At 43.5% G+C, this 24,117-nt stretch carries 24 protein-coding genes; all 24 read right to left on the reverse strand.

What is annotated here, in order from left to right; translation table 11 throughout:
• Positions 1–237: 237 nt before the first annotated feature.
• Positions 238–1,686 (reverse strand): proline--tRNA ligase, encoded by a 1,449-nt coding sequence (gene proS, locus MKY19_RS18595; protein WP_042189419.1) that lies wholly within the window; start codon positions 1,684–1,686, stop codon positions 238–240.
• 25 nt (positions 1,687–1,711) lie between these two features.
• On the reverse strand, positions 1,712–2,986 hold the full coding sequence (gene rseP, locus MKY19_RS18600; protein ID WP_042189420.1) for an RIP metalloprotease RseP: 1,275 nt from the start codon (positions 2,984–2,986) through the stop codon (positions 1,712–1,714).
• A gap of 247 nt (positions 2,987–3,233) precedes the next feature.
• Entirely contained in the window at positions 3,234–4,373 is a 1,140-nt protein-coding gene (locus MKY19_RS18605) for a 1-deoxy-D-xylulose-5-phosphate reductoisomerase (protein ID WP_042189421.1), read from the reverse strand.
• 20 nt (positions 4,374–4,393) lie between these two features.
• Positions 4,394–5,197: a phosphatidate cytidylyltransferase gene (locus tag MKY19_RS18610; RefSeq protein WP_339796783.1), complete on the reverse strand. Its 804-nt coding sequence runs from the start codon at positions 5,195–5,197 to the stop codon at positions 4,394–4,396.
• Between the two features lie 21 nt (positions 5,198–5,218).
• Entirely contained in the window at positions 5,219–5,986 is a 768-nt protein-coding gene (locus tag MKY19_RS18615; protein WP_339796787.1) for an isoprenyl transferase, read from the reverse strand.
• A 78-nt stretch (positions 5,987–6,064) separates the two neighbouring features.
• Complete coding sequence (frr, locus tag MKY19_RS18620; RefSeq protein WP_042189424.1) at positions 6,065–6,619, reverse strand: ribosome recycling factor; 555 nt, start codon at positions 6,617–6,619, stop codon at positions 6,065–6,067.
• On the reverse strand, positions 6,619–7,347 hold the full coding sequence (gene pyrH / locus MKY19_RS18625) for a UMP kinase (RefSeq protein ID WP_036688491.1): 729 nt from the start codon (positions 7,345–7,347) through the stop codon (positions 6,619–6,621). Before pyrH ends, frr begins: the two co-directional genes overlap by 1 nt.
• A 105-nt stretch (positions 7,348–7,452) precedes the next feature.
• Positions 7,453–8,103 (reverse strand): translation elongation factor Ts, encoded by a 651-nt coding sequence (gene tsf, locus MKY19_RS18630; RefSeq protein ID WP_042189425.1) that lies wholly within the window; start codon positions 8,101–8,103, stop codon positions 7,453–7,455.
• 132 nt (positions 8,104–8,235) lie between these two features.
• On the reverse strand, positions 8,236–8,937 hold the full coding sequence (gene rpsB / locus MKY19_RS18635) for a 30S ribosomal protein S2 (RefSeq protein WP_036688493.1): 702 nt from the start codon (positions 8,935–8,937) through the stop codon (positions 8,236–8,238).
• A 161-nt stretch (positions 8,938–9,098) separates the two neighbouring features.
• Positions 9,099–9,743 carry an endolytic transglycosylase MltG gene (locus MKY19_RS18640; RefSeq protein ID WP_339796791.1) on the reverse strand — a complete coding sequence of 215 codons (645 nt, stop codon included), beginning with the start codon at positions 9,741–9,743 and terminating at the stop codon, positions 9,099–9,101.
• Positions 9,740–10,318, reverse strand: a complete 579-nt coding sequence (locus MKY19_RS18645) for a hypothetical protein (protein WP_339796794.1) — start codon at positions 10,316–10,318, stop codon at positions 9,740–9,742. The genes MKY19_RS18640 and MKY19_RS18645 overlap by 4 nt, the downstream gene beginning before the upstream one ends.
• Positions 10,319–10,357: 39 nt before the next feature.
• Positions 10,358–10,672, reverse strand: a complete 315-nt coding sequence (locus MKY19_RS18650; protein ID WP_339796796.1) for a hypothetical protein — start codon at positions 10,670–10,672, stop codon at positions 10,358–10,360.
• Positions 10,673–10,818: 146 nt separating this feature from the next.
• Positions 10,819–12,222, reverse strand: a complete 1,404-nt coding sequence (locus MKY19_RS18655) for a FapA family protein (RefSeq protein WP_339796799.1) — start codon at positions 12,220–12,222, stop codon at positions 10,819–10,821.
• Between the two features lie 28 nt (positions 12,223–12,250).
• A complete protein-coding gene (locus MKY19_RS18660; RefSeq protein WP_042189430.1) occupies positions 12,251–13,039 on the reverse strand; it encodes a FliA/WhiG family RNA polymerase sigma factor in 789 nt (262 codons plus the stop codon).
• Between the two features lie 188 nt (positions 13,040–13,227).
• Positions 13,228–13,638, reverse strand: coding sequence for a hypothetical protein (locus MKY19_RS18665; RefSeq protein WP_052404338.1), 411 nt, complete (start codon positions 13,636–13,638; stop codon positions 13,228–13,230).
• 2 nt (positions 13,639–13,640) lie between these two features.
• A complete protein-coding gene (locus MKY19_RS18670; RefSeq protein ID WP_076285426.1) occupies positions 13,641–14,138 on the reverse strand; it encodes a chemotaxis protein CheD in 498 nt (165 codons plus the stop codon).
• Positions 14,131–14,757 (reverse strand): chemotaxis protein CheC, encoded by a 627-nt coding sequence (locus MKY19_RS18675; RefSeq protein ID WP_042189432.1) that lies wholly within the window; start codon positions 14,755–14,757, stop codon positions 14,131–14,133. Before MKY19_RS18675 ends, MKY19_RS18670 begins: the two co-directional genes overlap by 8 nt.
• A gap of 3 nt (positions 14,758–14,760) precedes the next feature.
• Positions 14,761–15,222: a chemotaxis protein CheW gene (locus MKY19_RS18680; RefSeq protein ID WP_339265632.1), complete on the reverse strand. Its 462-nt coding sequence runs from the start codon at positions 15,220–15,222 to the stop codon at positions 14,761–14,763.
• Positions 15,223–15,249: 27 nt separating this feature from the next.
• Positions 15,250–17,322, reverse strand: coding sequence for a chemotaxis protein CheA (locus MKY19_RS18685; RefSeq protein WP_076285424.1), 2,073 nt, complete (start codon positions 17,320–17,322; stop codon positions 15,250–15,252).
• 34 nt (positions 17,323–17,356) lie between these two features.
• Positions 17,357–18,688: a chemotaxis response regulator protein-glutamate methylesterase gene (locus tag MKY19_RS18690; RefSeq protein ID WP_339242118.1), complete on the reverse strand. Its 1,332-nt coding sequence runs from the start codon at positions 18,686–18,688 to the stop codon at positions 17,357–17,359.
• 33 nt (positions 18,689–18,721) lie between these two features.
• Positions 18,722–19,603 carry a MinD/ParA family protein gene (locus MKY19_RS18695; RefSeq protein ID WP_076285422.1) on the reverse strand — a complete coding sequence of 294 codons (882 nt, stop codon included), beginning with the start codon at positions 19,601–19,603 and terminating at the stop codon, positions 18,722–18,724.
• Entirely contained in the window at positions 19,600–20,961 is a 1,362-nt protein-coding gene (flhF, locus tag MKY19_RS18700) for a flagellar biosynthesis protein FlhF (protein WP_042189437.1), read from the reverse strand. Before flhF ends, MKY19_RS18695 begins: the two co-directional genes overlap by 4 nt.
• Positions 20,958–22,991, reverse strand: coding sequence for a flagellar biosynthesis protein FlhA (gene flhA, locus MKY19_RS18705; RefSeq protein ID WP_042189438.1), 2,034 nt, complete (start codon positions 22,989–22,991; stop codon positions 20,958–20,960). The genes flhF and flhA overlap by 4 nt, the downstream gene beginning before the upstream one ends.
• A gap of 17 nt (positions 22,992–23,008) precedes the next feature.
• On the reverse strand, positions 23,009–24,103 hold the full coding sequence (gene flhB, locus MKY19_RS18710) for a flagellar biosynthesis protein FlhB (protein ID WP_042189439.1): 1,095 nt from the start codon (positions 24,101–24,103) through the stop codon (positions 23,009–23,011).
• Positions 24,104–24,117 lie beyond the last annotated feature (14 nt).

Consider the following 24,117-nt stretch of genomic DNA (forward strand, 5'->3'; position numbering starts at 1 on the left):
AACACAATCAATGATATTCAGTGAAAGTTATGACAAGCATAAACGCCTTCGGCGTCCTTATGAGGACGGTAAGTGTTTATGCGAGAAATAAAAGGATAATTTATTACGTAAGCCTATAAATTCTTATATTTTAAAAAGCTTCTGGATTCAAAAAGCATTGGGTTTTTTCGGCCCGCTGACTCCTCTCTCCAGAAGCTAGATTAAAATACTACAAGACTGTTGATCGGTACCAAAAGATTAATATGCCTTTGCAAAAACCACAGTATGCTCAGCTGGTTTACCACAGCAAATGCAGACTTGTTTCTTCTCCGCCGGATCGAAAGGAATGTTACGGCTACCCGCACCTGTCTCTTCCTTAACTTTGGACTCGCATTCTTCCGAACCACACCAGCCAGCTAGTGCAAAGCCGCGTTTTTCTTCCATTGAAGCTTTCATTTCTTCCAAGGAATCTACAGAATAGAAATGGTCCTCACGGAATTTCAGGGCACGTTCGAACATTTCATTATGAACCTGCTCGAGCATTGCTTGTACCTCTTCAACAAGGTTCTCCTGCTGAATTACCTTCTTCTCACCTGTGACACGGGATACGATAACACAAACGCCATTCTCCATATCGCGTGGTCCAAGCTCCAAGCGCACAGGTATACCGCGCATTTCATATTCATTGAACTTCCAACCTGGCGTTACATCCGAACGATCATCCACACGTACACGAACACCTGCGTTCTTCAGCTCCTTGAACAGCTCGTCTGTCCGTCCAATCACGGCTTCACGAGTTTTAGGAGGTCCGATCGGAATCATAATCACTTGAGTTGGTGCTACCTTAGGTGGCAGAACAAGACCACGGTCATCGCCATGCACCATAATCAGCGAACCAATCAAGCGTGTAGTGGATCCCCATGAGGTCGTATGCACATATTCTAAATTATTGTCGCGGCTCAAATACTGGATCTCAAATGCAGTTGCAAACTTGGTACCCAAGTAATGTGAGGTAGCAGCCTGAACAGCACGTCCATCTTTCATCATCGCTTCAATAGAATACGTATCTACTGCACCAGCAAAACGCTCGGAAGGTGTCTTTTGTCCAGTGATCACCGGAATGGCAAGGAATGTCTCGGCAAAATCACGGTAGTTATCCAGCATCTTCATGGTTTCTTCACGAGCTTCGGCTTCATTCTCATGCGCAGTATGCCCTTCTTGCCAAAGAAACTCAGTAGTGCGGATAAATGGTAAAGTACGCTTCTCCCAACGAACCACGTTCGCCCATTGATTGATAAGTACAGGAAGGTCACGATAGGACTGAATCCATTTGGAATACATGTGCCCGAACATGGTCTCAGAAGTAGGACGGACAGCCAGACGTTCTTCAAGCACGTCTCCACCAGCCTCAGTTACCCATGGCAGTTCGGGATTAAAGCCTTCAATATGATCCTTTTCCTTTTGAAAGAAACTCTCTGGAATGAACACTGGAAAATAAGCATTACGATGCCCAGTTTCCTTGAGGCGACGGTTCATTTCCTCCTGAATATGCTCCCATATTTCATAGCCCTCTGGCTTAAATACGATACAGCCACGAACAGGAGAGTAGTCCATCAAGTCTCCTTTTTTTATAACATCAATATACCAGCGTGAGAAATCCTCGCTTTGCGGCGTGATTTCCGTAACGAATTGCTTATCTTTTGCCATGTAATGGAATGCCTCCCGAAGAAAATTAGCCGCTGATCAAACGTAAAATATCATTATACGTAACAGCAATCATTAATAAAAATAACAATGCAAATCCGACAAAGTGAACCATACCTTCACGACTCGGATCTACAGGTTTACCGCGTAATGCCTCCACACCTAGGAACGCCAGACGGCTTCCATCGAGTGCTGGAATCGGTAATAGGTTGAAAATCCCCAGATACAAGCTTAGGATAGCAGCCCAATAGGTAAGATACTGAATGCCTTGTTGGGCAATTTGACCGGTTACTTCAAAGGTACGAACCGGACCTCCAATATCATCCATATTGAATTTATTGATCAATTGCTTAAAGCCCAAAAAGATAGCTTCCGTCGTATCGACCATAGCTTTACCTGAACCTGTCAACGTCTCTCCAACCCCTGCTTTGCGGGTAGGAAGCTCAGGTGTAATCCCGATTTTACCGCCTTCTTGTCCCTCCATGCTACGAGGAACGAGAGTCACATTAAGGGTCTCATCACCACGTTGCAGCATCCATTTCATTTCTTTCCCTTTGGACTCCGAGGTTAAGTCAATCATTTTTTGGTAATCGGCACCAATCTTCTCACCGTTGATGGAGACAATAATGTCACCCTTCTGCAATCCCGCCTCTTGTGCAGGCATTCCTTCAGAGACATCACCGATCTTAACATAAGTAGGATTCTCCACCGGAATTCCAACCATTTGCAAATGGATGGCAAACAGAACAAAGGCTAACAGGAAGTTCATCACAGGACCCGCAACAATAGCCAATGCTCGCTGACCTACGGTTTTACTACCGAATTGGCGATCTTTAGGCGCAATTTGAGTCTGTTGCGTTCCTTTAATCATCATCGCTTGAGGATGAACATCATAAGTAGTAACTTCGCCATCCACATCCAAGCGGATTTGCAGATCATTTTCAAGATCAGTATGCAAAGCCTCACCACGGATTACATTTTTACGTGTATCCAGTGCGTCCAGATAAATATTTTTTACTTTATTATCCTGACCGAGTCTTACTGCAATCGTCTGTCCTGAGCCAATTTCAATAATTTCTGGATCTTCACCAGCCATCCGAGCATAACCGCCAAAAGGCAGTAAACGCAAAGTGAACTGTGTCTCATTCCGTTTATAAGAAAACAGTTTCGGACCGAAACCGATAGCAAATTCCCTCACGAGAATACCGGCGCGTTTGGCAAAATAATAGTGACCCCATTCATGTACAGTCACCAGGACAAAAAACATGAGCACCGTTAATAAAACGACTTGAACCATTTCCAAACGTATCATCCCCCTTTAGGTGTAAGACCGAAGTATGTCCTCTTAATTTATCATTATTCTCCGATCAGGCACAAGAGAATCAACTGTCCCAACCTATTTTTAGGGCAAAGTAAGTATTTCCAGTCAAGCAATAACGCCATCGGCGTCCCTTAAGGAGACGGTACGCGTTTACGCGAGAAATATAAGGATAATGTATAAAGTGAAACTTATACTTTCTTATATTTTTAAAAAGAGATCTTTCTACCTTCTACAGCGTTGCTGCCAGCTCACGAACACGCTTATCACAGGATTCAATTTGTTCCAAATTCGGATTGTCCTCGTTAATATGACGATGCAGCACTTCCCCGATGATCTCCTCAATGCGCAGGAATGGGATCTCATGACTCAAGAAACGAGCAACAGCAATTTCATTCGCAGCATTAAAAGCAGTAGTAGCTGTCCCTCCAGCTTTTCCACAATCCATGGCTAGCTTAAGCGCAGGGAATCGTTCATAGTCCATTTCTCGGAAAGTCAAACGTCCAACTTCAGCTAACGACAAACGCTGTGCCGGCGATTCCCAGCGTTCGGGATACGTGAGCGCATATTGAATCGGGACACGCATATCGGGATTACCAAGCTGAGCAATAATGCTGCTATCGCGGAACTCCACATATGAGTGAATGATACTCTCTGGATGCAAAAGTACATTTACTTGTTCATAAGGTAGACCAAATAGCCAATGCGCTTCTATCACCTCAAGCCCTTTATTCACCATTGTAGCAGAATCAATCGTGATTTTCGCGCCCATGCTCCAATTCGGATGACGAAGTGCATCCTCTACCGTTACATTTTTAAGTTGATCACGAGTGAAATCCCGGAAGGATCCACCAGAAGCCGTTAAAGTGATGCAAGCTATATCAGCAAGGTTCTCACCATTTAAGCACTGAAAGATAGCTGAATGCTCGCTATCAATAGGTAACAACTTAACACCCTTACGATTAGCTAGATCAGTGACGAGGTGTCCTGCCGTTACCAAAGTCTCTTTATTAGCTAGTCCAATATGTTTACCTGCTTCGATCGCAGCTAACGTGGATTGGAGGCCTACACTACCCATAACAGCCGTTACGACCATTTCGGCATCTCCACCAGCTGCCACCTCAACAAGACCTTCATTCCCGCTGTATAGCTGTATGCCTGAAGGCAGACTGGATCTAATCTCATCTGCCAACTCCTTTGTTGCAACAGAAACACGACGAGGATTAAACCGACGAACTTGTTCCAGCAATAACGCTGTATTCGTTCCAGCTGCCAAGCCATCTACTTGAAAAGAGTCTGGGTGCATAGCGATGACATCTAGAGTCTGAGTGCCGATCGAACCTGTGGAACCAAGAACACTTATTTTTTTCATAGTTATACCCTCTCCTTCCGTTAATAGTAAGGCATGAGCGTTAGGATATGTACGAATGGAAAGACGATAATCCAGCTGTCACATCGATCAAGAATACCACCGTGACCTGGCAGAAGTGTGCCTGAATCTTTGATACCATACGCACGTTTATAGGCAGATTGCACAAGATCACCAAGCTGACCCAAGACCGCACAAGAAAGCCCTATAAGGAGCGCTCGTCCTATCGTTAGATGGTCAGGAGCAAATATTGCAAACACAATCGCGATTAGCATCGAGATCAGTACCCCACCTACTGCACCCTCCACCGTTTTGTTGGGACTGATGGCTGGCCAAAGTTTGTTCTTCCCCATGCTTCTTCCAACAAAGTAAGCCCCGGCATCACTACCCCAAATGCAGAAAAGGAGTAAAAAAGTCCAGAACAAACCATGTCCGTCATCCGATGCACGAGCCATGGCCATATAAGAAAAACCCATTCCAATGTATACTATACCAGTAAACAGCAAGGCTGTTACTCGAATATCTAATTTATTTTTAGTAAAAACTGTAACTAAAAGGAACAACAGCAGCAGAATCCAAATTCCTTGTTCCCACGATAAAGGTGCAGAGATCCCAAGCAAATTCCAAGGGATCATAAAACTTAGAATGGCTGCATAACCAAGAACGGTAGAACCGGAAAGCGCAGGTATCCCTATCATTTTCACAAATTCATAAAACCCGATAAAAGCCATGGCAGTAAGTAACAACTGGTATGGCCAGTTTCCCAACACGCATAAGCCTAAAAATAGTGCTCCGGCAACAATTCCGGTAATCAATCGCTGCTTCAAAGGTTTCCATCTCCTATCAAGCTACTTCAGTCCACCATAACGGCGTGTACGGCGTTGATATTCAGCAACTGCCTGATGCAAATGCTCCTTATCAAATTCAGGCCAATACACATCAGTAAACCACAGCTCACTATAAGCAAGCTGCCATAGCATGAAATTGCTAAGTCGCATTTCTCCGCTTGTACGTATAAGCAAATCCGGATCTGGTAACCCACCAGATAACATTCGGCTATCGATTAGATCAGTCGTAATATTTTCCAGTGACAAAGCCCCTGATTGGATGTCCTTACCAATGCTGCGCATGCAGTCCTCAATTTCTTTACGTCCCCCATAATTAAGAGCAAAATTCAATATAAGTCCAGTATTGCCCTGTGTTCGGGAAACCGCTTCTTCCATAGCCTTGCGTGTGTATGAAGGTAGTGCATCAGTATCCCCCATCATACGTACTTGGACATTCTTCTCAATCAGTTCATCAAGCTCAATGGCTAGAAACTCCACTGGCAAGCGCATCAGATAATCGACTTCTTCCTTTGGTCGTTTCCAATTTTCTGTCGAGAACGCATACATCGTCAAAAACTCAACACCCAGTTCGTCTGCAGCGATTGTAGCACGTTTAACAGCCTTCATGCCATTCTGATGACCCACAACGCGCGGCAACCCGCGACGCTTAGCCCAACGCCCATTGCCGTCCATAATAACAGCCACGTGCCGGGGAATGTTATCCGGTGAAATCTCGACTGGCTGTTGCCTGTCTTTACGGCTCAGCCACGCTTGAACCCGTTTGATCATTTCCGTTTCCTCCAAGCTCTTATCAGAAAGAGACAAACCCCACCATTAACGGAGGGGCCTTAAGTCTCTAGAATATCTTTATACTTCCATAATCTCTTTTTCTTTGGATACAAGCACTTTGTCGACCTCGGCTATGAACTTATCCGTTGTCTTTTGAATGTCTTCCTGATGGCCACGGGACTCATCTTCCGAGATACCGTTTTTCTCCATCTTCTTAATATCATCGTTGGCATCACGGCGAATGTTGCGGATCGCTACTTTCGCTTCTTCACCAAATTTCTTCGTCAATTTCACCAAATCCGTCCGACGTTCTTCAGTCAGCGGAGGGATAGAAAGACGAATGATTGTGCCGTCATTAGCAGGCGTCAAACCGATATCCGATTTCATAATCGCCCGTTCAATGTCAGACATCGATGTTTTGTCCCACGGCTGGATTAACAGTGTCCGGGAATCCGGAGTACTGATGTTCGCCAGCTGATTGATTGGAGTTGGGGAACCATAATATTCAACTTGAATGCGATCTAGCAGTGATGTCGTTGCACGTCCTGCACGCAATGTTGCCAAGTCACGTTTCAGCGATGAAATCGCTTTTTCCATACGCTCTTCGGCATTTTTTTTGACCGATTGTGGCATTAATCTACACTCCCTTTAACAATCGTTCCGATCTTCTCACCGAGAACGACACGTTTGATATTGCCTTGTTCAGTAATGGCAAATACAATGAGCGGTATATTATTATCCATGCATAGAGATGAAGCTGTTGAATCCATAACACCAAGGTTTTTGTTCAGAACATCCATGTAAGTGAGCTGTTCAAATTTCTCGGCTGTGCTGTCTTTAAACGGATCTGCTGAATATACACCATCAACCTTGTTCTTCGCCATCAGAATAACTTCTGCTTCGATTTCTGCTGCTCTAAGTGCTGCAGTAGTATCTGTAGAGAAGAAAGGGTTTCCTGTGCCTGCTGCAAAAATAACAACACGGCCCTTCTCCAAGTGGCGAATCGCACGACGACGAATGTACGGTTCAGCAATTTGCTGCATCGAGATCGAAGTCTGCACTCTTGTTGGCACATCGATTTGTTCTAATGCATCCTGCAGAGCAAGTGAATTCATTACTGTTGCCAGCATGCCCATATAATCTGCAGTAGCGCGATCTATGCCACTTGCACTACCAGCGATCCCGCGCCAAATGTTACCTCCACCACAAACAATCGCAACCTGAACGCCAAGCTCTACAACTTCCTTGATCTGTTCAGCGATGGAAATAATCATGTCGGCATCAATACCATATCCGTTTTGTCCTGCCAAAGACTCTCCACTTACCTTAAGGACTACTCTCTTAAATACCGGCTGTTCCAAATGTATACCCTCACTTTCTGCAAAAGACGGAACACTACGTGTACGTGTTCCGCTCTTCTGATGCTTGCCTTTATTCAATTCTTCACATTTATGATGAAGCTGATATTAATTATTTACTTGTGCCATAACTTCTTCAACAAAGTTATCCACTTTCTTTTCCAAACCTTCGCCTAGTTCAAAACGAGCAAAACGACGGATCGAGATGTTTTCTCCGATTGTGCTGATTTTTTCGTTCAGCAATTGGGAGATCGTTTTGTCTGGGTCTTTAACGAAGGTTTGCTCAAGCAAGCAATATTCTTCGTAATATTTACCAATACGTCCTTCAACCATTTTTTCAATGATTTTCTCAGGCTTACCTTCATTCAAAGCTTGAGCTTTCAGGATTTCTTTTTCTTTTTCTACATCTTCTTGTGGAACTTCTTCACGACGAACATAACGTGGGTTTGCTGCAGCGATTTGCATAGCGATATCGCGAGCAAAATCCTTGAAGGAATCTGTTTTACCTACAAAGTCAGTTTCGCAGTTGATTTCTACAAGTACACCAATACGGCCGCCAGCGTGGATGTAAGATTCTACAACGCCTTCAGTAGCAATACGTCCTGCTTTGTTTGCTGCTGCGGACAAACCTTTTTCACGAAGCAATTCAGCCGCTTTTGTGATATCGTTATTAGCTTCTTCAAGCGCTTTTTTACAATCAAGCATACCAGCGCCTGTTCTTTCACGAAGTTCTTTTACTGCTTTTGCATCAACTGCCATTGTTTATTCCCTCCAGGTAATTGTCGTTTTCTTACATTATTCAAGGCTTTTATCCTAAAAAAAGGGCAGTGAGAGGTTATCCACCTGCCAACCACCCTTTTCATTTAAGTTCTTGTATGTGTTAGTCGCTACTTAAGCAGTAGTTGTGTCTTCGCCTTGGTGAGCTTCAACAACAGCGTCTGCCATTTTACCAGTCAACAATTTCACGGCGCGGATAGCGTCGTCGTTACCTGGAATTACGTAGTCGATTTCGTCTGGATCACAGTTAGTATCAACGATAGCCACGATTGGAATACCCAATTTGCGAGCTTCTGCAACTGCAATACGCTCTTTACGCGGGTCAATGATGAACAACGCGCTTGGTAGACCTTTCATGTTCTTGATACCGCCCAAGAATTTTTCAAGACGATCTTTCTCTTTGCGAAGAAGGATAACTTCTTTCTTAGGTAGAACTTCGAAAGTGCCGTCTTCTTCCCAAGATTCCAATTTCTTCAAACGATCAATACGTTTTTGGATAGTTTGGAAGTTAGTAAGAGTTCCGCCCAACCAACGTTGGTTAATGAAGAACATACCGGAACGTTCTGCTTCTTCTTTTACGGAATCTTGTGCTTGTTTCTTTGTTCCTACGAATAGGATTGTGCCGTTGTCACCAGCGACGCTTTTTACAAAGTTGTAAGCTTCTTCTACCTTCTTGACTGTTTTTTGCAAGTCAATAATGTAAATTCCGTTTCTTTCAGTGAAGATATAACGATCCATCTTTGGGTTCCAACGACGAGTCTGGTGACCGAAGTGTACCCCAGCTTCTAGAAGCTGTTTCATGGAGATTACTGCCATCTTCACACACCTCCTAAGTTTGGTTTATTGTGTGTCTCCTCCGCCGTGCGTCATCTTTCAGCAAGACTTTCTTCAGAAGAAAGCACCCCTTGTCGAAATCAACCGGCGTGTGTTTTAACACCGTCAATTACTATACCATATTTTATTAGTGTATGCAACGATCATTGAAAACTTATTAATTTTTCTAGTATAGAATCTAGACTCTCATCTTTATTAAAGGTATAAGAACCCGATTGAATCTTCGTATTGATCTGGCGTTGATTGGCGGCTTTAAGAAAACTAGCCTTGTCCTTAATGACTTCAGCCTTCTCCAAAATATCTGCTGTTTTTGTCAGTGTGCTACCTGAAGGTATACGAACAACAACCCCTGCATTCGCAGTGGCTTTAGGCTTATCAGGTGCAACAGCAGATGGTGCAGTAGTGACCTCTGGCTTCTCAATAGTGCCTTCTTTAGGCGTTGAGGGCTCTTTAGGAGGGACAACCTTATTAGGGTTATCAGATACTGTAGGAGATACTACAGGAGCGGGGGAAGCCGCTACTGTAGGCTTAGAAGGTTCCACGTTCTCCGTACTTCCCTCATTAACGCCGTCAGTCTTCTGACCTTGAACAGCGTCCTCCAAAGCAGACTCATCAGAAGGAGGTTCAGTAGATTCGTCGATAACCTTCAAGTTCAATTTCTCAGCACCTTGTATTACCTGTTCCTTGGTGAGTGGAGCCGCTCCACCGGATATCATTAACTGAAGTAATAGTGCGCCTGCAATTAGCCCTGTGCCAAGACCGAACAAAAAAGAACGGTTCTTCATCATACCGATTCCTCCTGTTTGGCGAGTTGCAGAATCAGTTGCACTTCTCCCCGCTGAAGTCCAGCCGTCTTGGCAATGGAGTCTATCGATTTCCCCTGCTCATGTAGTTCAAATAATCTTGGATACCGCAATTTAATAGAACTAATGGGTTTCGCTTTCACTTCTGGTTGTATTGAACTCAATTCAGCTCCGGCAGACGGGTCTCCGATCGCCGCAACCTTAGCATACGAACCCTTCTCAACCGAAACTTCCAACTCTCTTAACCGCTTTTCTTCGTTAGTTACTCGGCCCTCTAGTAATAAAGAGCTTTGCTGTAATTCTGTCAATTGATGCTGTAAATCACTAATCTGCCCTTGCATTGCTACATGATTAGTTTGCGATTGCTGTTTAATACTGCTGACCAACTGTGCTAGCTCTTCATTCTCGCGCTCTATGTCAGCCATATATAGCTCAAGCGCTGCCTCCGTTTCTTTGAGGCTTTGCTGCTCTGCTTTTCCTTCCTTCATACGCGCCGGAAGTAAAAGGGCATAAAGAATAGCGGCGACACCTACTAGCACAATATACACCCATGGTTGCAAGTGCCTTATCTCCTTTAACATATCAAATATAATTACTTATTAAAGACTCAGATCAATGCGCTGTCCTTTGTAAGGATGTTCCGCATCACGAGTACCTGACTTCGAACGTTTCTCCGAGGAAGGATTCCCTCCGGAATGTTGATTGCCTTTATCTCCGCCATCGCGTAAAGCAGATTCAGAAGATTCATCCACTTCAGCGCTTCGCATGGTCATTTCCTGACTTTGTTTCACATTTTGTCCGGCCAGTTGATGCTGATCAATAGCGGGGCGCTGCTGAGATTCATTCTGAACCTTACCCGCTTCCGTAGTCCGAGGTAGTGCAATTTGCAGTTCCACTGGTTTTAGGCTCATCATAACCCTCTTCTCATAAGAAGAAACGATGTTGTCGTCTTTATGAAGACGATAACTGTTTCTCGTAAAAATATAAGGATAATGTATAACGTGAAACTTATACTTTCTTATATTTCAAGAATGGCCGGCCGCTATTGCTGCCCACCCGATTAATTGTATGGCGTTAAGGATATATCACCTTCACTATAAACAAACACAACTCGTTCTGTAGGGTCCTTTACAAATCGTGTATATCTACCGATCATAATTTTGGATCCGCCATAGATCGTTTTGATCACTTCAACTCTAGCTCTGCCTGTATCTTCTAGCATTCTTTCAATCTCTAGTACACGTTCTTTAATTCTTTTTTCCTCACGTTGATGAGACTGTTTAGTAGCATTCAATTTAACGCGAAGTGCCACTTTATCTGCAGGGAGTTGACCATTAGTTGCCAATTGATTTAATAGATACAACGCTTTAGACGTTTTGTCCTCATTTTCAAGTAATTGACGCAGTGATTGACGTAGCTCGTTAATCTCATTTCTGAGCTCAGGTACTACTCCTACCTCAATAGAAGTCGCTGTGGACATGGTATTGCCTATGGTACGTGCTACGACTCTTTCCCCTGACTGTACAGTTCCGCCAACTATCAATCCCTTAGCTCCGTTACAAAGAACGTCTCTGCCCGCACGTATATTGGAATGCATAATGCTCTGGGATACAATGACATCTTCACCAGCTGTTACATTACCATCTTGAATGAAAGAGACCTTAACATTTTTCCCAGCAGTTACATGTCCTTTGTTATAGCCGATAATTCCACCCGTAATTTCGATGGATCCCCCAGAGATTAATTCCGCTCCTTCAACTCCACCAACCACACGAATATCACCGGCGGACTTTACAGAAAATCCTGAAAGTACGTTTCCTCGAATAACAACGGTACCTACAAAATCAATATTCCCAGTACTGTAGTCCACATCACCATTCACTTCATATACAGGAAATACATTGATTTTACCGCTATCGGTTAAAGTAACAAGACCGTCAATTGCGGCATACATCGAGGTTCCATTGTTATCAACGAGTACGTTCTTGCCCACTTTAAAATGAGCTTCCCTTCCAGCTCTGAAAGCAAGCTCATCACCAGTTACAGTCTTACCATGCTTACCAGGCTGAGCAGGGATAATTCTAGCTATCAGCTTTCCTTTGAGGACGTTACGAAGCCGAACTAAATCCTTATAATCCACCTTACCATCCGCTTTTTCAAGCGGCTTGCGATCCTCTTCCAGATCAACAGTAAGCATAATACTTCCGTCGACTCCATTTACTGCAGGTTCGCCTGTAGCAATAGCGACTTTACTCCAAAAAAACTCCTCCGGATGACTACAAATACGTCCAACAATATCACGCTGGACCCCGTAGCGAATATTGTGACTGTCCAGGAAGCTTTCCAATTCTGTAGGAGAGCAGGAAAAATTCTCATCCTTTTTGGAGAACTGCAAATACGCGATCCCTTTGTCATCCGAAAAAGTAATACTTAAGTACTGATCCAAAGCATTTTGACCGATCAATTTTGCTCCCCCTTGTCACCACTAACGGTTAATCGTTCTGCATAAGTAGATCGCGATTCTTCTCAAGCGTTCCCCTCAGCCGCAAAATAGCCTTGGAATGAAGCTGCGAAATCCGTGAAGGAGATAGTGACATGACCTCTGCGATTTCGCTCAATGATAAATCTTCATAATATAAAAGGGACACAACGGTCCGTTCTTTCACCGTTAATTTCTCAATACCTTTGGTGAGGGCTTCGCGTAAGTAGAACTCATTTACCTTGCTATCCGGATTCTTAGCTTTATCGTCCACCAGTATGGACATTCGGGTCTCTGATTCCTCTTCACGAATCGGGTCTTCCAGTGAACATAGTGACATTACAGCCACATCCTGCAACATATTTTGAAATTCAGTTACACTAATATTCAGGTATAGACTCATTTCCTCATCACTAACGGATCTCAAATACTTCTGTTCCAACTGCTGATAAGCGTCCTCGATTTTTTTAGCTTTTTCTCGCACAGATCTAGGGACCCAATCACTTTGGCGTAAGGAATCTAAAATCGCACCACGTACGCGCCAGGAAGCATAGGTCTGAAACTGCAATCCCCGTTTGTAGTCGAATTTTTCAATCGCATCAATTAATCCCATTACTCCATTGCTGGCTAAATCATCTTTAGATACATTTTTGGGCAATCCCACAGCCAAACGGCTGGATACATAATCAACAATATGGAGATAACTCTCTATCAGCTTCTTTTTGGCTTCAGGGTCACTGTGTTCTTTCCACTGTTCCCATAGCTCGTCAGTTTCCAATTGAGAAGCTTTACGCTCGTTCAATAGCTTTCACCCTTCCCAAAGTTTAGTCAGAGAGCTTGTCGCGGCGAAACCTGCCTAGTCACAAGCATAAACGCCTTCGGCATCCTTATGAGGACGGTAGCGTTTAAGCGAGAAATATAAGGATAATGTATAAAGTGAAACTTATACTTTCTTATATTTAAGATAACCGATTCCGCCACAGCGCTCGCTTATTCTTCTTTCAGGTGACGAACGGCCTTGGCCAATTCTTCAGGATCTTTCATAGAGACTAGTTTTGGGGGTGTGAGCGGCTTGAACCCCTCACTGTTCCCACTCCCTTGTCCTGGCTTCGGTTTGAGTAGATTAATTAACTCTTCATCCTCATTAGGGGTACTGATGTCTAGCTTTGCACCAAGTTCTTCTCCCTCAACATCCTGTTCATCCGGAGGTGATGATTGATACACGATAAAACCCAATACCCATCTTAGGAGGAAAGCAAGCAGAAACCAGATGATAAATCCTAATAGGCTTCGTAATAAACTAGTACCGAGAACATTATTACTGTAGGTTACAAAAAAAGTGAATACAAAACCTATCAAACCAAACAGCAAGTTTATAAAAATGTTTCCTATCATCTTCATATTTATATTTCCTTAGCGCCTTTTTGCACACTGCGGATGAACAATACACCAGTGTTGCAGGCAATTTCTATCGTACGGCCATAATTACCGCCCGTGTCTTCCGCAATTAACGGAATTTTCAAATGCTCAAGAGCAAGTTTACAAGATTCAACATTACGAGGCCCGATCCTCATGGTGTCGCTCCCCCCGGCAAAGGCAAACATTTGTGATCCTCCTGCCATCTTGGCTACGATCCGACTCCGAACCGCACCAAGCTCCAGCAAACGGGATAAGAGCTCCGGCACTGCAGTATCTGCAAACTTAGCGATGTTTAATTGCCCTTCCCTAGCAATCTCAGAAGTAGGGAGCATCACATGCGCCATTCCCGCGAGTTTTTTTCCAGGGTCAAACAATGTCAATCCCACGCAGGAGCCAAGACCCGTTGTACGAATCAAACTATCCTGGCTTCCAATGTTAAGATCTGCCATCCCTACTTTAATGATGCTTTGTTCTTCAATCATTTTCAAACGGAACTCCTAGCGATTTGAAGATTTTCGGGAATGATTCCGGATCGGGAATAAGGAAAAATTGCCCTTCAATTTCGTTTTTCCCCTCAAAAAAGGTAGTATCGATCAACAATGCATCGTCACCCATTTGCCCAAATTGCAGCAAACCGTAGCTTAGGATGGCTCCAGCCATATCCATAGCAAGTGCAGGAACTGTTGGATACATAGAAAGTGAGGTAAAGTCAGCAAGAGAAGATAGGTACGATCCTGCTAATATATTTCCAATTTCACTCAGCGCGGAAAGTTCCATTTCTCCAAGTTCTTGGTCACTCAAAATCTCGATGCCTGCAATGCGACTGAGTAAGTTCAAAGCGGCTTCCGGGGAAAGTATGAAAAACAGGTTGCCCGGAGCTTCTCCCTCCACACGTAAGAAAACTGCATATACTAGTTCTTCAGCTCCACCAACTTTGTCCGTAATCTCTTCAAAGTTGAGAAGCTGTACCTTGGGAACAGCCATATCAATCGGCTTATTCAAGAGCTGTGATAATGCGGTGGCTGCATTCCCAGCTCCAATATTCCCGACTTCCTTAAGCACATCCATTTTAAAATCCTTATAGTGCTTAAATAATTCCACAGGTTAGCCCTCTAGGCTTTCTAATTGAACGATTTCGCTTTTGTTAAGCACTTCTGACAGATTAAGCATAATCAGCAAGCGCTCTTCACCTATCTTGGCCACCCCATCTAAATACTTCGCTTTGATGCCGCCAACAACATCTGGAGGTGTATCGATAGAATCCCTGTTCAAATCTATTACATCATTTGCTGAATCTACAATGAAACCTACTTCCATTTCATTAACAGATACGATAATTACACGTGACTGATCTGTTTGCTCCGCCTCTTCGATTCCAAAGCGGCCTCGAAGGTCAATCACAGGGATAACAACACCACGTAAATTAATTACACCCTTGATAAACGAATACGTTTTAGGCACACGAGTTATTGGCATCATGCGCTCAATGGTTTGTACCTTCTCAACTTCGATACCGTATTCCTCTGAACCTAATTTGAACACTATCACTTTAATATCTTCAGCCATGGAACGAACCTCCCTGTTCTATCCTAGTTATTTAATAAAAGCGTTCGGATCAATAATAAGTGCGACTTGGCCATCTCCAAGTATCGTTGCGCCAGATATCCCTTGAATTTCAGGTAAATATTTACCCAGATTCTTGATAACGATCTCATTCTGACCAATAAAATCCTGTACAGCTAAGGCTACAAGACGTTCTCCCTTACGTACAACTACGATCTCTGTCTCTTCTTCAGTACTCTCATCATAATCAGGTACCGAAAATAGACGACTTAGAGAAACTAGTGGAATATGAGAATTCCTGAACTCTATCATTTTGTTGCCATGAATCGTACGGATTTGAGTGTTCTGCACGATTCCAGTTTCCACAATAGAGGATAATGGAATGGCATACTTCTCAGAACCCAATCGAATAAGCATGGCTGCAATAATAGATAGAGTAAGTGGCAACTGAACTGAAAAATTCGTACCTTTGCCTGGTGAAGAATAGATCGTTACATTACCACCCAGGGAAGAAATCTTAGATTTTACTACATCCAGTCCTACGCCACGACCTGAGACATCAGAAATAACTTCTGCCGTGCTGAAACCTGGTGCAAATAGTAATTGATAAGCTTCATCATCCGTCATATTCTTCGCTTGCTCTTGCGTGATCACGCCTTTTTTCACAGCAGATTTCAAAACCTTCTCTGGATAAATGCCTGTTCCATCTTCCTCAATTTCAATGAAGACATGATTTCCGCTGTGGAAAGCACGTAGATGAACTGTCCCAGTCTCTGGTTTACCAGCAGCAATACGGTCAGCAATGGATTCAATTCCGTGATCAACCGCATTACGCAATAAATGTACAAGTGGATCACCAATTTCATCAATTACCGTCCGGTCAAGCTCTGTTTCGGCACCCGTTACAATTAGATCTACTTTCTTGTCCAGCGACTTAGCTAGATCACGAAGCATACGTGGGAACCGGTTAAATACGGTATCTACTGGAACCATACGAAGCTTCATCACAATATTCTGGAGATCTCCGCTTACTCTGCCCATATGCTCGACAGTTTCCGTAAGATCACCATTCTGAACCTCAGAAGCCAGCTGTTCTAAACGAACTCTGTCAATCAGAAGTTCACTAAATAGATTCATGAGCACATCTAAGCGTTCGATATCTACTCGAATCGTACGTGAAGGCGCCCCTCCTGTTTTAGTTGCTCCCGGCTTATTAGCTTCATCTTTGGTAGGCAATGGTTTAGATGCTACTGAAGCAGCTGGAGCTGTTTCCTCTACAGTGGCTGTTGCGGCAACCTCTGACACGGCAGCTGCCGTTTCTTGACCAAGCATTTTCAAGGATTCTTGATCTAGTGCTACTGCTGTTACTTTATCAATCTCAGACAAATTCATAATCATTGCCTGAATCTGATCAGCGTTTTTTTGGGTTATGTAATAGAGTGAGAAGCTTTGGTCAAATTTCTCTTGTTCTATATCTTGAACGGATGGGAAGGATTTAACTACTTCCCCCGAACGTTCGAGCAGATCAAACACCATGTATGCACGTACAGCCTTAAGTTGACAATCCTTACGGATCGTTACGTCCACATACAATGCATGATGCCCTTCCTGAATCGATTGTTCTAGAACAGAAAATTGGAACTCATCTAAATGAATCGGAGTTTCGGCTGCTTGTGCAGCAGGCATATTAGCAGCAGATGCTGTACCGCCTTCAACAGGAATCTCACCCCGTACGATAGCCTGTAGGGATGAGACAATGGCTGATACATCTGCTTTACCTTCGCCACCGCTAGTAATATCCTCAACCATAGATTCTAAGGCATCCAAACTTTTGAATAACGTATCAAAAATGAAATCCTGCATGCGCAGCTTGTTATTACGTACAAGATCTAACACATTCTCCATTTGGTGTGTAAGTGAAGCCAAATCTTCAAAACCCATAGTCGCTGCCATACCTTTTAAAGTGTGCGCAGAGCGGAATATTACCTGGACGATACTAAGATCCTCAGGATTCGCTTCCAGTCCCATCATGCTCTCGTTCAATGACTGCAGATGATCATTCGACTCATCAATAAACATGGATAAATATTGGTTCATGTCCATAGTAGAGCACCTCCCCTTCGAGTTCGCTTTTCCGTTATTTAACGGCTTGCACTAGCCTTGGAGCAATTTCTTGCAAAGGCAGTACATATTTGACGCACTGCAATTCCACCGCAGATCGCGGCATCCCGTAAACGACACAGGTCTCTTCACTTTCAGCAAATGTTGAGGTAACCCCTGAGTCATAGAGAGATTTCATCATCCTAGCACCATCACTACCCATCCCTGTCATCAGCAACACGTGCCGATCTAGTGATGTGAGTGGAAGCAATGATTCGAATAAAACATCCACTGAAGGTCGGTGGCCATTTCGCGCCTCCTCCTTCGTGAGTACAACTGCATATTGCCCTTTAGATGTGGGTGTAACTTGTAAATGATAGCCTCCAGGTGCAATGTAGGCTGCTCCTTTTCGTAATATCATCCCCTGCTCTGCTTCTAACACTTCTAGCGGACTGAATGTATTCAGACGCTGGGCTAGTGATTTCGTAAAGTTAGGCGGCATATGCTGCACAATGACAATAGGAGCTGGAAAATCCGCTGGAATTTTTTCCAGGAGTACCTTCAGTGCACGAGGTCCGCCTGTAGAACAACCGACAGCAACTAATTTGTGCAAATTCTTGCTACCAACCATTCGATCTGGAGAAAGTCCCGGAGACTCAGTAGATACCTCCACTAAAGACTCTATCACCGGTTTGGGCGGAATGGGTTTATTCTCTACTTTAGTCTTTGGTTTAGACTTTTCGATTAACGGTGTTTTAGCAGAGATGATTGGTTTGGTTGCTTTTTTAGGGATAGTACTATCTACTGGCTGTTTCCCCCGAGGTTTTCTCATTTCTTCATCTTTGAGAGAAGATTTAAGTGCTGCCTTGGATTTGTCCGGTAACAATCTCGGTGCAGTCGGCAGTAATGGCTCTAAAGGCGTGATGTCAGGCATCCTAAAAGCAGATGCTCGCGCTTCACGTTGCTCTCGAGCCAACATAGCTTCTTTCATTTGCTCTCTTAGGGATTCCCCTACGCCCGTTATATCCTGGGAATTTGATATTGAAGGTTTACGAATGAAATCAAAAGCGCCCCATTCCAGTGCAAGAATGGTTTCCTTCATGCCCTCTTCATTGATGCCTGACAGCATAATCACTGGCAGCGGATCTGACGCCATTATTATTTTCAGCGCTTCCAGGCCGTTCATCTCCGGCATTTCCACATCCATAGTAACTAGATCCGGCCGAAGTTTGTTTATTTTCTCGATAGCCTCGCGACCATTTGTGGCTGTTGCCGTCACCTGAAAGTCAGCGTCATTTTCAATTAAATCGGAAATGATCTTGCGCATAAATGCAGAATCATCAACAACCAAAACTTTATATGGCTTCATATCATTTCCACCTCTGTTCCAGATTCAGAACAATTATTTACTTCGCTTTAACCATTTATGGATAAAGCCTTTAATACCTTGAACTTTTGTTTCTTTTTTACCATCTATGGTCAAATAACTTAGGGCTAGCCGATGTATATCTTTTGCAGCAACACTGTTTGGAAAAGCCAATGAAAATGGCGTCTGCCTTTTGACAGCCTGCACTACATGGGCATCTGAGCTTATATGACCAAGATAGGAAACATCTAATTGCAAAAAACGACTGGCCGCCATACGGATCTTATCACTTGTCACTGATGCTTCTCTCTCATCACCCGCTTGATTCACAATCAGTTTAAAAGAAATCTCCGGATACGTCCGATTCACAACCTTCATTAATGCGTAAGCGTCTGTTATAGCAGTTGGCTCTGGTGTTGTAACTACTAGGCAATCGTCCGCAGAGGTTATAAACTTCATCGTTTCCTTAGATAATCCAGCACCTGTATCGAACAAAATATAATCCATGCTGTCCGCAATAAGGGCTATCTGGGCTGTGAAATAATTAAGGTCCGATTCCGAAAGAGAAAATAACTCATCCATGCCCGATCCACCAGCTATAAAAGGAAGCCCGTTCGGTCCTAACTGAATAATCTGCTCAATATCCGCTTCTCTTTTTAACAGATGATATAGGTTATACTTCGCCGACACGCCCATTAACACGTCTATGTTAGCCATGCCAATATCTGCATCGAACAGCAATACTCTCTTTCCCATTGCTTTTAAAGTTAAAGCGAAATTAAGTGTAAAATTCGATTTCCCTACGCCACCTTTACCACTACAAACAGTAATGATACGGGCGGATGTTTCCCCTTTTTCAGCTAGTTTAGGCTCCTGACTGGATACAAGCTGTCTCAAGGATTGTGCCTGATCCATCATGATTCACCTGTTCCAAGAAGCATCTCACTAAGTTGTTCTTTGGAAGCCATCAATAAATCGTCAGGTACATTTTGACCATTGGTCATATAAGATAATGTGAGAGGGAAATCATTCAGGACGTTAAAGAGTGGTCCATAACTTCCCGTCTCATCTAGCTTGGTAAAAATAACTTTATCCAGCTTGTACCTGCCGAAATGCTCGGCAATCAATTTCATATCACGGCTTTTCGAAGTTAAGCTGAGTACAAGATAGGTCTCACTTCTTAATTCCTTCGCAAGCAAGCTTTGCAGTTCTGCTACAAGCATATCATTACGATAATTCCGTCCAGCTGTATCCATAATTACAAGATCACAACTCTCCAATCGAAAGAGTGCTCTTTGTAAATCTCCTGGAGATTGTACAACCTCTAGCGGAACATTCAGGATAGCTGCGTATGTACGCAACTGCTCCACAGCTGAAATTCGATACGTATCAGAGGTGATAAAACCAACCTTGCGTCCGTTTTTGAATAGCTGTTCAGCCGCAAGCTTGGCTATGGTAGTAGTTTTTCCTACTCCTGTGGGCCCTGCAATATATACGATTTGGGTATCAGGTGCAATTCCATCAGCGATTCGCCCTGACAGGAATCCATCGAGCTGTTCTTTTAAGGACTCCTGAAATTTCTCAGGTCCCCAAGTACGCCCTTCATCCGCCCAACGTTCGGAAATATTACTGATCCACTCCTCAACAAGTACAGTATCCATCTCCTGCTCAATCAAAAGATCTCTAAGCTGCTGGAGACTATCCGGTAATTCTCTTGCCCCTGAAGACTGCCTCGCGATTCGTTCCATCCAAAGCTTCATATCTCTAATTTCACGAAGAACATCATTCTCCAGCGCCGAGGCAACCTCTGGCGTTTGATCTAACCCTAAAGATTCATATAAGGTTGATACAGAGGTAGTTTCATCTGGATTGGATTCAAGAGATTTCTGATCAGGCTCTGGATGTTTGGTTATCGATTCTTTTACATCAATAGCTTCCGACAAGGCAGCGGCGATTTCCGCAAAGGACCGAGGCTCTTCCGGCTTTTCCAACGTTACAGTAGAAGCAGATGATGAAGATGAAGCTTTTTGGTAAGCTTGCGGGACAGCGCTGCGCGGAATGTTCATCGCAGGCTTCACAGGCTTTTCAGGAGCACTCTCCTTTTGAGCTTTTTCAACAGCCGCTACTACCTCTATTTTTTTCTTTTTAAACAATCCTAAAAATCCGCCAATCTTAATTTCTTTAGTACTTAAAATTACTGCCTCGCTTCCAAGCTCACTACGAATGGAATGCATGGCGTCAGGCATCGTATCGACCACATAACGCTTCACTCTCATAAATTCACCACTCCGACGCTTTGTATTTCAATGTTAGGTTCTAGTTCGCTATAAGACAGTACAGGAATATCCTGCATTGTCCGTTCAATCACCTGCCGCAAATACATACGAATGGTTGGTGATGTGAGTACAATGGGCTGTTGTCCTGACTGCAGCAGTCGATTGATCTGTTCACTTAACCGCTGATAGATCGTTTGAGTCGATGCTGGATCCAATGCCAAATAACTGCCCTGTTCAGATTGCTGCACACTCTCAGAAATTTTCTTCTCTAGGTTAGGTCCTACCGTAATAACTTTCAGAGTCTCTCCAACTTGCGAGAATTGCTGAGTAATCTGTCTGGACAAGGATTGACGAACATATTCGGTAAGAATATCAGGATCCTTGGTGTACGTCCCGTAATCCGCCAACGTCTCAAAAATAGTAACCAAATCCCTGATCGATATTTTCTCGCGCAGCAGCTTGGCAAGTACCTTTTGCACATCCCCAATCGCTAATACCGAAGGAATAAGATCATCAACAAGCACTGGATAATTGTCTCTTAGGTTATCCACCAACATCTTAGTTTCTTGTCGTCCTAACAACTCATGTCCATAACGCTTAATCAGCTCCGTCAAATGAGTTGCAACAACGGATGGTGGATCTACCACGGTATAACCTGACAATTCAGCCCGCTCTTTAACCGATTCGTCAATCCACAACGCTGGAAGTCCAAAAGATGGTTCAATGGTCTCAATACCGTTTATAGATTCATCATCATAGCCTGGACTCATGGCTAAGTAGTGATTAAGTAATAATTCACCGCCGCCGACAGTATTTCCTTTAATTTTTATGACATATTCATTCGGTTTTAGTTGAATATTGTCGCGAATGCGAATAACAGGCACTACAAGACCCATTTCAAGTGCACATTGCCGTCGAATCATGATGATACGATCTAGTAAATCTCCACCCTGACCTGTATCTGCCAAAGGTATAAGACCGTAGCCGAACTCGAATTCAATAGGATCTACAGAGAGTAAATTAATTACACTTTCCGGACTTCGTACCTCTTCAATCTGTTTCTCTTCAACAAGCTGCTCTTCGGCAATCTGTTTTCGATTTAAATTTTGTCCCATACTATAGGCTGCAAAAGCCAGCAAACCAGCTAGCGGGAGCGTAGTAATCATATGTATAGGTGTAAAGAGACCTAGAAAAGCAACAGTAACTGCAACAATATATAATAACTTTGGATAGGAGAGTAACTGCCCTGTTAATTCTTCTGCCAGATTACCTTCCGATGAAGCTCTAGTAACGATAAGACCTGCTGCAGTCGAAATGAGCAAAGCAGGAATCTGGCTGACTAGACCATCCCCGATCGTCAATACGGAATAAGTAGATAACGCAGTGGAGAAATCCATTCCATGCACAACCATACCGATAATAAATCCACCAATAAGATTGATTAACAGGATAATGATACTCGCAATCGCGTCTCCTTTAACGAATTTACTCGCACCATCCATGGCTCCGAAAAAATCCGCTTCCCGTTCAACATTGCGGCGACGCTCACGTGCCTGTGTTTCATTAATCATGCCTGCGTTAAGATCGGCATCAATACTCATCTGCTTGCCGGGCATCGCATCCAAGGTAAATCTCGCCCCTACCTCAGCTACACGCTCTGAACCTTTAGTAATAACAATAAACTGAACCACTACCAAAATCAGAAACACGATAAATCCAACGGCAATTTGTCCACCGGCGATCCAGCTTCCGAAAGTAGATACCACGGAACCGGCATCTGCGTAAGTCAGGATCAATTTCGTTGTCGAAATGTTTAGTGACAGACGAAACAATGTCGTAACAAGCAATAATGAAGGAAAAATTGAAAATTCGAGCGCATTCTTCGTGTTCATAGCAACTAATATGATAATTAATGCTATAGAAATATTAATAACTAGCAAAACGTCCAAAAGCCAGGACGGGATAGGCAGAATCATCATAAGCACAATACCGATGATGCCTAGCAAAACTGTTAAATCTTTAGCTTTCAATGTCCTAACCCCCCGCCTTATTTCCTCTTACCTTTAAGTTTATATACATATGCCAGCACTTCAGCTACAGCCTGAAACAGATCATTTGGAACGACATCTCCAATTTCTGCTCTTTGGAATAATGCCCGTGCCAGCGGTTTGTTTTCCATAGTCACGACGCCATGTTCTTTAGCCAGCTCCCGTATACGAAGTGCTACATAATCCTGCCCTTTTGCAATAATCTGTGGCGCCTCCATTTTGGAACCATCATATTTTAGCGCAACAGCAAAGTGAGTTGGATTTGTAATAATTACATCCGCGTTAGGAACTTCCTGCATCATACGCTGCATGGCCATTCTGCGTTGGCGTTCCCTGATCTTACCTTTAATTAGAGGGTCACCCTCCATTTTTTTGTATTCATCCTTGATATCCTGCTTAGACATTTTCAGGCTTTTTTCATGCTCGTACTTCTGATACATAAAATCTAGAAAAGCCATAATTAGCAGGGCAACCCCGATTTTCAAACCAAGACTCATCGTCAGCTTGGCCGCAAACTTAAAAATTCCCTCCGCACTGATATGCGACAGGGATGCAAAGTTCTTCTTTTCTCCCCATAATGTGCTATATACCAGATAAGAAATAATTAGAAGCTTAAATATTGATTTCAGGAATTCTACAAACGAACGCATAGAGAAAATATTTTTGAATCCTTTTATCGGATTAATCTTACTGAATTTAGGAGTAATCCCCTCTCCTGTAGCCATAAAGCCCACCTGCGCCAAGTTGGAAACAAGTGCCATAACAAACGTAATTCCAAGTAATGGAGCTAGCAAAATCAAGATTTGCAAGCCATACTGATTAAATAGCAGCGTTATATTCTCAGGCGTAACGTCCAGCATCATTCGATTCTGAAATACGTCCGTGTATAGCTTCATAAAACGCTCTTTCATAAAACCACCAAACATCATCAAGCTAACTACCGCAGCTAGCAATACAACCGCACCAGACAGCTCAGCACTTTTGGCTACTTGGCCTTTTTTACGAGCATCCTGCCGTTTCTTCGGGGTTGCTTTTTCCGTCTTTTCACCGGCGAAGAGTTGAAGATCTAGTCTATAACGCTTCGTCTTAGGCATAATACTCTCCCCTT

Origin of the sequence: Paenibacillus sp. FSL R5-0744 (assembly GCF_037972555.1) — a bacterium.
In the GTDB taxonomy this organism is placed as follows: domain Bacteria; phylum Bacillota; class Bacilli; order Paenibacillales; family Paenibacillaceae; genus Paenibacillus_AQ.

What these genes read in the sequence shown, in the direction of transcription:
- MKY19_RS18650 (WP_339796796.1), bottom strand. Translation starts at nt 10,672, where the DNA reads ATGATGAGCCTAAAACCAGTGGAACTGCAAATTGCACTACCTCGGACT.
- MKY19_RS18615 (WP_339796787.1), bottom strand. Translation starts at nt 5,986, where the DNA reads ATGATCAAACGGGTTCAAGCGTGGCTGAGCCGTAAAGACAGGCAACAG.
- MKY19_RS18680 (WP_339265632.1), bottom strand. Translation starts at nt 15,222, where the DNA reads ATGGCTGAAGATATTAAAGTGATAGTGTTCAAATTAGGTTCAGAGGAA.
- frr (WP_042189424.1), bottom strand. Translation starts at nt 6,619, where the DNA reads ATGCCACAATCGGTCAAAAAAAATGCCGAAGAGCGTATGGAAAAAGCG.
- MKY19_RS18695 (WP_076285422.1), bottom strand. Translation starts at nt 19,603, where the DNA reads ATGATGGATCAGGCACAATCCTTGAGACAGCTTGTATCCAGTCAGGAG.
- flhF (WP_042189437.1), bottom strand. Translation starts at nt 20,961, where the DNA reads ATGAGAGTGAAGCGTTATGTGGTCGATACGATGCCTGACGCCATGCAT.
- MKY19_RS18685 (WP_076285424.1), bottom strand. Translation starts at nt 17,322, where the DNA reads ATGGACATGAACCAATATTTATCCATGTTTATTGATGAGTCGAATGAT.
- tsf (WP_042189425.1), bottom strand. Translation starts at nt 8,103, where the DNA reads ATGGCAGTTGATGCAAAAGCAGTAAAAGAACTTCGTGAAAGAACAGGC.
- MKY19_RS18640 (WP_339796791.1), bottom strand. Translation starts at nt 9,743, where the DNA reads ATGATGAAGAACCGTTCTTTTTTGTTCGGTCTTGGCACAGGGCTAATT.
- MKY19_RS18690 (WP_339242118.1), bottom strand. Translation starts at nt 18,688, where the DNA reads ATGAAGCCATATAAAGTTTTGGTTGTTGATGATTCTGCATTTATGCGC.
- rpsB (WP_036688493.1), bottom strand. Translation starts at nt 8,937, where the DNA reads ATGGCAGTAATCTCCATGAAACAGCTTCTAGAAGCTGGGGTACACTTC.
- MKY19_RS18605 (WP_042189421.1), bottom strand. Translation starts at nt 4,373, where the DNA reads ATGAAAAAAATAAGTGTTCTTGGTTCCACAGGTTCGATCGGCACTCAG.
- MKY19_RS18670 (WP_076285426.1), bottom strand. Translation starts at nt 14,138, where the DNA reads ATGATTGAAGAACAAAGCATCATTAAAGTAGGGATGGCAGATCTTAAC.
- MKY19_RS18665 (WP_052404338.1), bottom strand. Translation starts at nt 13,638, where the DNA reads ATGAAGATGATAGGAAACATTTTTATAAACTTGCTGTTTGGTTTGATA.
- flhB (WP_042189439.1), bottom strand. Translation starts at nt 24,103, where the DNA reads ATGCCTAAGACGAAGCGTTATAGACTAGATCTTCAACTCTTCGCCGGT.
- proS (WP_042189419.1), bottom strand. Translation starts at nt 1,686, where the DNA reads ATGGCAAAAGATAAGCAATTCGTTACGGAAATCACGCCGCAAAGCGAG.